The organism is Aeromonas sp. QDB39, assembly GCF_027707585.1.
GTDB classification, from domain to species: domain Bacteria; phylum Pseudomonadota; class Gammaproteobacteria; order Enterobacterales; family Aeromonadaceae; genus Aeromonas; species Aeromonas hydrophila.
Genome location: NZ_JAPCIV010000069.1, coordinates 1 through 11,025 on the forward strand (window position 1 = coordinate 1; position 11,025 = coordinate 11,025).

The following is an 11,025-nucleotide window of genomic DNA, read 5'->3' on the forward strand; positions in this document are numbered from 1 at the left end:
GAAGCGTACCAGAACCGGCAGTTGGCCTCTTCTCTCCTATGCACCATGGGTGTTGCAGTTATTATCTGAATTCGCGAACGTGATGAAAAAGATCCTTCCTCTGATGATCGCGGCCGCGCTCGCTTCTCCCGTCGCCATGGCCCACCAGGCTGGTGATATTCTGGTGCGCGGCGGCCTGGCCTTTGTTTCTCCGCAAACGAGCAGTGACAACGTGCTGGGTACCGGCGAGCTGGAAATCGACAGCAATATGCAGCTGGGTCTGACGCTCTCTTATCTGATCACTGACAACTGGGGTGTCGAGCTGCTGGCAGCCACACCCTTCTCCCACTCGGTATCCACCGCCGGTCTGGGTGAAGTGGCCAAGGTCAAGCACCTGCCGCCTACCCTGATGGCGCAGTACTACTTCGGTGATGCCAACAGCAAGGTACGCCCCTATATCGGTGCCGGTATCAACTACACCACCTTCTTCGATGAGCAGGGCCGCGGCGCGCTGGATGGCACCGACGTGAGCGTGGACTCCTCCTGGGGCATGGCCGGTCAGGTCGGTCTGGACATGGCGATCAATGATCGCTGGTTCGTCAACGCCTCCGCCTGGATCATGGATATCGATACCGACGTACACACCGCCGTGGGTACCATCAACACCTCCATCGATCCCATGGCCTTCATGTTTGGTGTCGGCTATCGCTTCTGATAGGACACAGGGTTGGCCCCCCCACGGGCCGTTACAGCTAGCATGTCTCTTTGGCCCGGCACAGTCCGGGCCCTTTTACGCGCAAAGCGTCCCCCGTCAACTGTGATCCAACCCCATATAGATCAATAAAATACCCTCGGTCTCCCCTCTATAATTCGCCCCTTGTGCCGATAGTGTCTATGTTCACGTTACCTTTCCCCCACGAGTGAGGATGTCTCCATGGGTTTATCTATTGTGCAGCGGATCATCGCCGGATTTGTGTTGATGCTGCTGCTGTTGATCCTGCTGGGTGTGATCAGCACCCTGAAGATCAGGGGCATCAACGACGGCTTGTCACAGGTCTCCGACCGGGCAACCCCGTTGGTGATTGCGGTGGCCGGCCTGAAAGGCGCCCTGCAGGACAGCAACCGCTGGGTGCTGGTCTACCGGACCAACGAGGATGCAAGCCAGCTGCCGCAGCTGGCCAGCCAGTTCAAGGAGCAGCAGGCGCGTTTCAGTCAGCTGAGCCAGGAGATGGACAAGTTTAGCGGGGTGGCCGAGGCCGGCTCTCGTTTTCAGCAGGTCGATACCGCTACCAAGCAGTTCTACGGCCTGGCTGAACAGGTACTCTCCCAGCACAGCCAGTGGGTCAATGCCCAGGATCAGCGCCACAAGCTGGAGATTGCCTTTATCCGGCTGGAAGACACCTACCAGTGGGCTGCCGATCTGCTGCTGCAGCAGACCGCCAGCAAACGCTCCATGCGCAACAAGGCTGAACTGATCACTTCGGGCATCGCGCGGGATCTGAAGAACATTCGCCGGGCCGATGCCAAGACCGATCTCAACGAGCTGGAGAAGGTGCTGAGCAAGGACATCGAGATGGCCCGCAAACGGCTCGATCGGGTGCTGGTGCCGGATGACGTGAAGCAGCGCTTCGTCTCCAACCTCGACCGGATGCAGGAGCTGGCACTTGGCCAGCAGGGGCTGCTGGCGACCATGCGCAATGCCCAGCAGCTGGCTGCCTCGCTGCAGACCCTCAATCAGCAACTCGACGCCAGCCTGATCAACTGCCTGGGCCTGCTCGACGAGATGGGACAGTCGGCCGGCTCGATTGCCAGCCAGAGCCGCACCACGGCGGATGATGCGGTCAGCAGCGCCAGCTTCTGGATCCTGGTGGTAGCCGCCATCTCGGCCGCCGCCGCCCTCATCATCGGCTATACCACTGCGCGAAGCATTCAGCGTCCGCTGCAGATGATCAACAAGGAGCTGGACTACATGGCGGCCGGGGACATGACCCGCCGCATCAACTATCGCAGCAGCTGCGAATTCGGCGCGCTCTCCCGCTCCATCGATACCCTGGCCGGCAAAACCGGCGAGCTGCTCTCCCAGATCAATGCCGGTTCCCGCCATCTGGTGGAGGAGGCGAGCCGCGCCGCCGAGATAAGCGAAAGGGCCGTGTCCCGGGTACAGGATCAGAAGAGCCAGACCGATCAGGTGGCTGCCGCGATCACCGAGCTGGAGGTGAGTGCCACCGAGGTCGCCCGCTCCACCGATGGCACCAAACGGGAAGTGGATCTGGCCGATGATGAAGCCCGCAGCGGTCGCCAGAAAGTGGCGACCACCCGTCGCATCACGGAGCAGCTGGCAGGCGCCATGGAAGAAGCCGTTGGCATCACCTACAAGCTAGGTGAGTTCAGCAACAACATCGGCAGCATCCTCGACGTGATCCGCAGCATCGCCGAGCAGACCAACCTGCTGGCGCTGAACGCCGCTATCGAGGCGGCGCGGGCCGGCGATGCCGGCCGTGGCTTCGCCGTGGTGGCAGACGAGGTGCGGGCACTGGCCAACCGGACCCAGACCTCGACCGAAGAGATCCAGGCGATGATCGAGAATCTGCAGAGCTCGAGCAAGCTGGTGGTGGAGGTGATGGGGCGCAGTCAGGAGCAGACCCACAACTGTGTCGAGCAGACCCGGGAGATGGATGCGGCCCTGCAATCCATCGCCGACCGGATGAGCGCCATCAAGGCGATGGCGGATCAGGTGGCGCACGCCGCCCAGGAGCAGATCTCGGTCAGCCAGGGGGTGGCCCGCCATATCTCCGGCATCGCCGAGGTGGCCTACGAGACCGAACGGGAAGCGCGGGAGTCGGCCGGCAGCAGTGAAGTGCTGGCGGATCTGGTCGCCAAGCAGCAGCAATTGATCGCACATTTCAAGGTTTAGGAGGGCTTATGTCTAACAAGTGGATCGGGGCCCTGAGTCTCCTGTTGTGTGGTCAGCTGATGGCCAGCGAGCTGGTGATCGAGAGCTGGCGGATTGATGACAAGGCCTTGTGGGAGCAGAAGATCATTCCTGCCTTCGAGGCCTCCCACCCGGGCATCCAGGTGAAGTTCAACGGGGTGCAGAACGTCGACTACATGCCGACCCTGTGGGCCAGCCTGAAGGGGGGCAAGGCGGGGGATCTCATCACCTGCCGGCCGTTCGACGATTCTCTGGCCCTGTTCAAGGCGGGCCACCTGGCAGAGCTGACAGAGATGTCGGGGATGGAGAACTTCCCAAGTTTTGCCCAGTCCCCCTGGCAGACTGACTCCGGCGCCCAGACCTTCTGCGTTCCCATGGCCTCGGTGATTCACGGCTTCTTCTACAACAAGAAGATTTTCAGTGAGCTGGGGCTGAGCGTGCCGCAAACCCGGGACGCCTTCTTCGCGGCGCTCGACAAGGTGAAGGCCGATGGCCGCTATGTGCCGCTCGCCATGAGCGGCTCGGAAAGCTGGGTATCCTCCGAGCTCGGCTTCCAGAACATAGGCCCCAACTACTGGAAGGGGGAGGATGGTCGACTGGCGTTGATCGGGGGGCAGGAGCGCTTTGACAACCCGCCCTACGTCAAGGTGTTCGAGGAGCTGGCCCGCTGGCGTCCCTACCTCGGCGAAGGCGGCGAGAGTCGCGACTATGCTGCGACCAACGAGCTGTTTACCTCGGGCAAGGCCGCCTTCTACGTGGCGGGTTCCTGGGAGATCGCTCCTTTCACCGGCAAGGTGGACTTTGGCGTGATGCGCCCGCCCGTGGCAAAACAGGGCGATGGCTGCTTCTTTACCGATCACACCGACATCGGTATGGGCATGAACCCGGCCAGCAAGAACAAGGAGGCGGCCATGGCCTTCCTGCAGTGGCTGACCACGCCCCAGTTCGCCGAGCTCTATACCAACTCGCTGCCCGGCTTCTTCTCCCTCTCCAACCACTTCTTCGAGGTCACCAACCCGGCGGCGAAGGAGATGATGGAGTGGCGGGATCAGTGCGACTCCACCATCCGGGTGGCCACCCAGATCCTCTCTCGCGGTACGCCCAAGCTGGGGGACGAGCTGGCGGAGGTGAGTCAGGCCGTGCTGCTTGGCAAGATGGAGCCCAAGGCGGCAGCCGATCGGCTGGAGCAGGGCCTGAAGGGCTGGTATCCGCCTCATCAGGGCAACAAGGTGAAGGGAGCCGATTGCCAGTGTGACGTCCCGGCCGCCGCGCCCGCAGTCTCGGCCGCCGCTGCGACCACCGAGCCTCCTGCCGCTGCATCCGCCGCGACGCCGGCGGTGACAGAGGCACCTGCCACCCCGGCGCCGTCAGCAACGCCTGCCGCAGCGGCATCTGCCGCGGCCGCGCCGTTGCCGGCTCCGTCGGCCGAGGTGGAGCAGGCGCTCTCCAACGAGCTGGAAACACCGCAGCAATAGCTGCCGGCAGATAAACAACGGGAGGCATCAGCCTCCCGTTTTCTTTGCTGTCAGTCAGCGACGTCACTGCATCGGGTGGGGCCAGCGGCAGAGGCTGCCGATGCGGGCCACCGGAGCGAACCCGAGCGAGCGATAGACGCGCTGGGCGTGATAGTGCTCGTCGGCCACTATGATGAGCCGGTCGACCCGCGTCAGCCCGTGCCTGGCAACCTGGCTCAGCAGCTGACGGCACAACCCCTGATTGCGCCATGCCTGCCTTGTGCGCACCAGCTGGAAGCGGCCCAGAGTATCGGTGAAGAAGAGGCCGCAACTGGCGACCAGTTGCTCCTGCTGCCAGATCCCCCACCACTGACCCAGCCCGTCCCCGATCATCGCCTCGTACAACTGGCGGCGTGACTGCAGATAGGGCAGGTAGCTCTGCTCCGAGTGACCGGGATCCCGCTCCTCCAGTTCAAAGGCCAGCCACTCGTCCCAGTCGGCCGGGGTAAAGGGGCGCGCAGCCACCGTCGCGACTGGCGGTTGCCAGTCGATGGCCTCCAGTGCCAGCACCACGCACTCCATGTACTGGTATCCCGCCGCCACGAAGCCGGCGACCCGGCTGTTCTGGCCTGCCGCGAGAGGCCACTGGAAGGTGCGGTGTCTGACCCGGGGATCCTGCCCGATCAGCTTGTCGAAACTGGCCTCGAGCCAGCCCTTGTCGTGATCGCTGGGGGGAAAGGGGAGCAGCAGATAGTTGCCGAAGTAGTAATCGGGAGCATCGGGAGTGCGCACGGCCCAGAACTGCTCATGGTCGACCACGTTGCCTTGATAGCGATCGAACAGCAAGTCGGTGGCAAAGCCGGGGTGGGTGTCCATGATGATGCTCCTGCGAATGGTTCAATTGGTTATCGGCAGGAAGGGGAAGAGGTTGAAAAGGGGCCGGAGAAACCTCCGGCCAAACAATCACACGCAGATTCAGAACGTCCAGGACGATCTGCGTTCATCATAACGCGAGTCGCCGGATTTTGGGATGGGGTGCCAATCGTTACTTTGGCTTTATTGCCAAATAAAAATCGGCGGCCTTCCTCTCGCTGTAAAACAGTGTTGACTTTGTGCCATTTTCTCATAAAGATAGAAAGACGTTTAGACGTCCAAACATCCGTTTTGACGTAGAGAAATGGATTGCAGGGCAGGGAGAGAGCAGATGGGATTTCACAGCGCACGTCAGGTTGAGGCACTCAACCAGAGTCTGGCAGATTTGAGTGGCGACATATCGGTCAGTTTCGAGTTTTTTCCGCCCAACAGCGAAGGGATGGAAAATACCCTGTGGCAATCCATCGAGCGCCTGAAAGTACTGGAGCCCAAGTTTGTATCAGTGACCTATGGCGCCAACTCCGGTACCCGGGATCGCACACACAAGGTGATCAAGGACATCAAGGAGCGGACCGGTCTGATCGCCGCCCCGCACCTGACCTGTATCGACGCCAGCCGCGACGAGCTGCGCACCATTGCCCGCGATTACTGGAACAGCGGCATCCGCCATATCGTGGCGCTGCGCGGTGACCTGCCCCAGGGGCTGGAGAGGCCGGAGATGTATGCCACCGATCTGGTGGCCCTGCTCAAGGCCGAAGCGGACTTCGATATTTCGGTGGCCGCCTACCCGGAAGGGCACCCGGAAGCGCGCAGCGCACAGTCGGATCTGCTCAACCTCAAACGCAAGATTGATGCCGGTGCCAACCGCGCCATCACCCAGTTCTTCTTTGACGTCGAGACCTACCTGCGCTTTCGGGATCGCTGCGCCGCCATCGGCATCGATGCCGAAATCGTGCCGGGGATCCTGCCGGTTTCCAACTACCAGACCCTGGCCAAGTTTGCCGGCTTCACCAACGTGAAGATCCCGCGCTGGATGCATCAGCGTTTCGAGGGGCTGGATGACGATCAGATGACCCGCAACATGGTGGGTGCCAGCATCGCCATCGATCAGGTGCGGGTGCTGAGTCAGGAAGGGGTGAAGGATTTCCACTTCTATACCCTGAACCGTTCCGAGCTGACCTACGCCATCTGCCACACCCTGGGGGTGAGGCCGAAAGGCCAGCCGTAACGGATCGCGGGCACAAAAAAAGCCAATGAGTCGCTCATTGGCTTTTTTGTCATGGCGACCAATCAGGGCCTGGTGGGGGCGATCTCTTTGGGTTCGAGATCGATCACCGCATTGCCGGCGGCGCCAGGATACTGGTGATAGCTCTGGTCCTGCTCCAGGGTGTAGAAGGTATCCAGATAGTCATCGTTGTTGGTCATCCAGGAGTCGGGCAGCGCCTTGACGATGCGACCGCCGAGATCGAGGAAGGGCAGTGCCTCGGGCACGCCGCCAGCCGTGAAGGCCAGCTTGAGGGCATCGATGAACAGGCCGCTCAACTCCTTGTAGTTGACGTTGTCGTCCTGCTCCATCATGACGATGTCGACGGCACCCCAGCGATAGCGATCCCAGTAGACCAGGATCTGGTTGGGGGTGTAGTCGGTGTTGTCATAGTCGAGATAGGGCATGTCGACGATGTCGACCACGGGCTCATCCCGGCTGGGATTGACCCCTGCGACCACCGCATACACCTCGGCCGCACCCAACAGCCAGGGCTCCTGATCATCCTTCAACCGAATTTTCTTCAGGATGCTGGTCTTGAGCGGTGCCGTGCTGGCAGCCGCACGGGGAGCCACCTGCATGTCGGCGGCAGCCAGCGCCTTGCGGATCACCTTGAGGCCGGCGTTCTTGGCCTTGACGGGATCGGCCTCCACGACCAGGACCGGACGGGCCGGTGCCTTGTCCACATCCAGATAGACGGGGTTGCCGGCGCTGTCGAAGGCTTCGATGGTGCTCCAGCTCTTCTCATCTCCGCTTGGCACATAGGCGACCAGCGGCTCGACACCCTGCTGCAGTGCGGCGGCCTGTTCCGGGTTGGCCAGTCGCAGCTGCATCAGCTCCTTGACCTCGCCGTCCAGCCCTTGCCGGCTGATGGCTGCCTGGTTGGCATCCCGCGCCTGGCGTTTCAGGCGCGGACTAGCTTTTTGCAACAAGTTGGGCAGCGGGCTCTGGTACTCCTGATTGCTGAGCAGCGGCAGCAGGTTCTTCTGCTGCAGTGCGAGCTGGCGAGCCAGCTCCCGATCGGTGTCGGCAGCGTGGGCGGTGGTGGCGCCCAGCAGTGCCAGTAACAAAATGACAGCCTGATTCCTCATTATTATTCTCCAGTTTATGAGTCTGACATGAGGCACGCATCGGGGAAGAAGAAGTGCCTCGACACCACTTAATGGCAATTAGTTTCAGCTGTGAACCAATTTTTCTGAATTATGTGCGGTGTCTCACGGGGGGCTCCCCAGATGGTCAGGTCAGTTTCTCCGCTGGTTGACTTGATACAGGATGATGCCGACGAGCAGTCCCCAGCAGGCGGCACCGATACCGAGCAGGCTGATGCCGGAGGCGGTGATGATGAAGGTCAGCAGGGCGGCCTCACGGGCATCGTCGTGCTGCAATGCTGTATGCAGGCTGCTGCCGATGGTGCCGAGCAGCGCCAGCCCGGCGACACAGGTCACCAGTGTCGCCGGGAAGGCCGTGAACAGCGCCGCCACCGTGGCTCCGAAACCGCCGGTCAGCAGGTAGAAGCCGCCGGCCCACACTGCCGCGGGCCAGCGCCGGTTGGCGTCCGGATCCACCTCTTTCCCCATGCAGATAGCCGCAGTGATGGCCGCCAGGTTGAAGGCATAGCCGCCGAAGGGCGCCAGCAGCAGACCGGTGAGGCCGGTCCAGGTGATGAGGGATGAGGTGGCGGGCTGATAGCCGTGGGCCCGCAAAATGGTAATGCCCGGCATGTTCTGGGAGGTCATGGTGACGATGAACAGTGGCAAGGCAATGCCGAACAGGGCACCAAGGGAAAACTCTGGCCAGGTCATGACCGGGCCGGCCAGTTGCCAGTGGATAGTGTCAAGCTGCAGCTGGCCTCTCAGCAGACAGATGAAAATGCCGGTCGCCAGTACCAGCACCATGGTATAGCGTGGCCAGAGATGGCGGCCGAGCAGGAATGCCAGCAGCAGGCTGCCGAGCAGCATAGGATCTGCCGGGGCGACCTTGAACAGATCCAGCCCGAACTTGAGCAATACCCCGGCCAGCATGGCCGCCGCCAGTTGGGCTGGGATATGACGCATCAGCCGATCGAACCAGCCGCTGATGCCGCACAGGGTGATCAGCAGAGAAGAGATAACGAAGGCGCCGATGGCCTCGGCCAGGGTGAAGTTACCCAGGCTGGTGATGAGCAGGGCGGCACCCGGAGTCGACCAGGCGGTCAAGACGGGGATGCGGTAATAGAGGGAGAGGCCGATGCAGCTGATACCCATACCGATACCCAGCGTCCATAGCCAGGACGCGAGCTGGGCTGCATCGGCCCCCGCTGCCGTGGCTGCCTGAATGATCAGGATGACCGAACTGGTATAGCCGACCATCACGGCGATGAAGCCGGCGGCCAGATGAGGAAGGGCAAAGGGCATGGTGACGTCCTTGTGGGGTTGTGACGGTTTGTGCGTTATTACGTACAATATTGCTTCAGACTATATCGTTGTGCGCTATAGCGCACAAGGCGATTCAAGCAAGCACAATAAAGAGGCAGTCATGCAAGAGATGAATCAGCATCTGGCCCAACGTCTGAAGGGCTTGCGCAGCGAACTGGGCTGGAGCCTGGATGTAGCGGCGCGGGAGACGGGAGTGAGCAAGGCCATGCTGGGCCAGATTGAGCGGGGAGAGTCGAGCCCGACGGTGGCCACCCTGTGGAAGATTGCCACCGGCTTTCGGGTCTCTTTCTCCAGCTTCATCGAGCCGACCCCGGCAGAGCAGGGGGAAGTGCTCTATCGCACCGCAGATGCGATTCGCCAGCAGCCGGCGGGAGAGGGTATGCAGGTCGCCCCTCTCTTCCCTTATGAGGGGCGCTTTGGATTCGAACTGTTTGAGCTGACTCTGTTGCCCGGTTATCAGCGAGAATCAGAACCCCATGAACCCGGGGTGACCGAACATGTCATCGTCATCAGCGGCCTGATGGAAGTGCTGGTGGAAGGGGAGTGGCGCTCCTTGACGCAGGGGGAGGCGGTGCGTTTCCCGGCCGACCGCCCCCATGGCTATCGCAATCTGGGTGTGGCCCCTGCCATCTTCCACAATCTGATCCACTATCCGGCCAGCAGAGCTTGCCCCCCGGGTCAGCCTGGACGCCCATCAGCTCGGGGGCTGGTCAATATGGGAGCATAGACCCAGACAAACAGACCATACGCCAGGCTCCAGGCCAGGCCGCTCAGGTTCCAGCCGTGCAGGGTATAGGCCGGCCAAAGCAGCGGGATCAGAACCCTAATCAGGGCCGCCATGATCACCAGCGCGAATGCGCACTGGATCCTGCGCCCCACCTGCAAGGCCCGGCCACTGTGACCAAGGGAGACCCGGGCTATCATCCCCAGGATCATGGTCCCCATGCAGCCGGCACTGAGCAGGTGGCTGGCCAGCGACAGGCTGATGGGCAGGCCGGCAGCCGGAGCACCAAGGGCGAGCAGGCCGAGAGGAATAAACAGGTAGGCGAGGTGCAGCGACCACAAGAGGGGTTGGCCAAGAGTGGAAGGCAGTCGCCAGCGCAATTGGCGCCACAAGTGCAAAACAGCCGCCACTATATATAGAGGAAGCAGGTAGAGGCTGGTGGCCCATGGGGTGGGCAGCAGCAGCCAGCTCACCAGGGTGAGCCACAGCGTGGCAAGGGCAGCCCGCTCCAGCCAGAGAATAGGGACGGCTTTTTCCATCCCGGTGGCTCTGGCGGTAAAGAAGGGGATGACTCGCCCTCCCATCACGGCGATCAGAGTCGTAAACAAGAGTACAGTGGTAATGAGCAGATGTTCCATATCTGCCCACTGTGCCTGCCACAGCCAGCTGGCGGCGTTGAGCAGGGTCAGCACGACCAGCAAAGGCACAAAGAAGAGGTTGCGCCATTGTTTAGTCAGCACTATGGGTTTGGCCAGATACCAGGCGCAAAGAGGCAGCCAGAGCAGATCTGCCGCCATCAGCAGGGTATTGTGCTCGCCCAGCCAGGGCAGCAAGGTCCTTGGCAATGCCCACAGCACGACGACCAAAACCAGGGGCCAGCTTCTCACCCCGGGGTGAGCGGTCCAGTTTTGCACTGCCGTCAGCAGGAACCCCGCGACGATCGCGGCTCCGAACCCAAACAACATCTCATGGGCATGCCACCAGATGGGGTTGCCAATCCCCGGCAAAACGAACCAGCCATTGAGCTGCCCCAGCCAGCCCAGCATCGCCAATGCCGAGAACAAGGCGCCGAACAGGAAGAAAGGCCGAAACCCGAGGCGGAACAGAGGAACGATTTTCTCCTCTTTGCGGCTATCCAGGATCTGGTGCATGAATGAAACCTAAATTGAACATTTGAAAAGCTAATTATAAAGTGGCTTTTCAAATGTTCAATTTAAATCCAATGAAAGCCCAAAATGGTGGTGATGCGAGCGAAATAGAACCGCTTTGCTGCATATCTGAGCGAACGGTTCTTTTCGGTGAAAAAGCCCTTGTCATCGCGGCGCGGCTCCCTATAATGCGCCCCTACCAGCACGGCAGAACACGCCAACCTGATGAGCCAGCTT

9 protein-coding genes are annotated in these 11,025 nt (G+C 61.3%); 5 read left to right on the forward strand and 4 right to left on the reverse strand.

Annotated features, from left to right (window positions below; genetic code table 11):
• The first annotated feature begins 82 nt into the window (after positions 1–82).
• From PG899_RS22995 to PG899_RS23005, 3 genes are all read left to right on the forward strand, one after another.
• Positions 83–694, forward strand: coding sequence for an OmpW family outer membrane protein (locus PG899_RS22995; protein ID WP_011707635.1), 612 nt, complete (start codon positions 83–85; stop codon positions 692–694).
• Between the two features lie 219 nt (positions 695–913).
• Entirely contained in the window at positions 914–2,893 is a 1,980-nt protein-coding gene (locus PG899_RS23000) for a HAMP domain-containing methyl-accepting chemotaxis protein (RefSeq protein WP_077097356.1), read from the forward strand.
• An 8-nt stretch (positions 2,894–2,901) separates the two neighbouring features.
• Positions 2,902–4,386: an ABC transporter substrate-binding protein gene (locus PG899_RS23005; RefSeq protein WP_077097358.1), complete on the forward strand. Its 1,485-nt coding sequence runs from the start codon at positions 2,902–2,904 to the stop codon at positions 4,384–4,386.
• A 63-nt stretch (positions 4,387–4,449) separates the two neighbouring features.
• Here the strand turns inward: PG899_RS23005 and PG899_RS23010 are convergent, their stop codons facing one another.
• Complete coding sequence (locus tag PG899_RS23010; RefSeq protein WP_077097360.1) at positions 4,450–5,241, reverse strand: GNAT family N-acetyltransferase; 792 nt, start codon at positions 5,239–5,241, stop codon at positions 4,450–4,452.
• 328 nt (positions 5,242–5,569) lie between these two features.
• On the opposite strand from PG899_RS23010, the gene metF reads away from it, so the two are divergent.
• On the forward strand, positions 5,570–6,466 hold the full coding sequence (gene metF, locus PG899_RS23015; RefSeq protein ID WP_077097361.1) for a methylenetetrahydrofolate reductase: 897 nt from the start codon (positions 5,570–5,572) through the stop codon (positions 6,464–6,466).
• A 62-nt stretch (positions 6,467–6,528) separates the two neighbouring features.
• On the opposite strand, the gene PG899_RS23020 is transcribed toward metF, so the two are convergent.
• Together PG899_RS23020 and PG899_RS23025 are read right to left on the reverse strand one after the other, a co-directional pair.
• Positions 6,529–7,593, reverse strand: coding sequence for a DUF3103 family protein (locus PG899_RS23020; RefSeq protein WP_077097363.1), 1,065 nt, complete (start codon positions 7,591–7,593; stop codon positions 6,529–6,531).
• 150 nt (positions 7,594–7,743) lie between these two features.
• Positions 7,744–8,895: a benzoate/H(+) symporter BenE family transporter gene (locus PG899_RS23025; RefSeq protein ID WP_043160263.1), complete on the reverse strand. Its 1,152-nt coding sequence runs from the start codon at positions 8,893–8,895 to the stop codon at positions 7,744–7,746.
• Positions 8,896–9,016: 121 nt separating this feature from the next.
• Between PG899_RS23025 and PG899_RS23030 the strand changes: the two genes are divergently transcribed.
• A complete protein-coding gene (locus PG899_RS23030) occupies positions 9,017–9,643 on the forward strand; it encodes a helix-turn-helix domain-containing protein (protein WP_190283809.1) in 627 nt (208 codons plus the stop codon).
• Here PG899_RS23030 and PG899_RS23035 read toward each other — a convergent pair.
• Positions 9,595–10,791, reverse strand: coding sequence for an NnrS family protein (locus tag PG899_RS23035; protein WP_270697747.1), 1,197 nt, complete (start codon positions 10,789–10,791; stop codon positions 9,595–9,597). The genes PG899_RS23030 and PG899_RS23035 overlap by 49 nt on opposite strands.
• Positions 10,792–11,025: the final 234 nt, after the last annotated feature.

Bases quoted from the DNA above. Each gene is read 5' to 3' on its own strand.
- PG899_RS22995 (WP_011707635.1), top strand. From the start codon at position 83: ATGAAAAAGATCCTTCCTCTGATGATCGCGGCCGCGCTCGCTTCTCCC.
- PG899_RS23000 (WP_077097356.1), top strand. From the start codon at position 914: ATGGGTTTATCTATTGTGCAGCGGATCATCGCCGGATTTGTGTTGATG.
- PG899_RS23005 (WP_077097358.1), top strand. From the start codon at position 2,902: ATGTCTAACAAGTGGATCGGGGCCCTGAGTCTCCTGTTGTGTGGTCAG.
- PG899_RS23010 (WP_077097360.1), bottom strand. From the start codon at position 5,241: ATGGACACCCACCCCGGCTTTGCCACCGACTTGCTGTTCGATCGCTAT.
- metF (WP_077097361.1), top strand. From the start codon at position 5,570: ATGGGATTTCACAGCGCACGTCAGGTTGAGGCACTCAACCAGAGTCTG.
- PG899_RS23020 (WP_077097363.1), bottom strand. From the start codon at position 7,593: ATGAGGAATCAGGCTGTCATTTTGTTACTGGCACTGCTGGGCGCCACC.
- PG899_RS23025 (WP_043160263.1), bottom strand. From the start codon at position 8,895: ATGCCCTTTGCCCTTCCTCATCTGGCCGCCGGCTTCATCGCCGTGATG.
- PG899_RS23030 (WP_190283809.1), top strand. From the start codon at position 9,017: ATGCAAGAGATGAATCAGCATCTGGCCCAACGTCTGAAGGGCTTGCGC.
- PG899_RS23035 (WP_270697747.1), bottom strand. From the start codon at position 10,791: ATGCACCAGATCCTGGATAGCCGCAAAGAGGAGAAAATCGTTCCTCTG.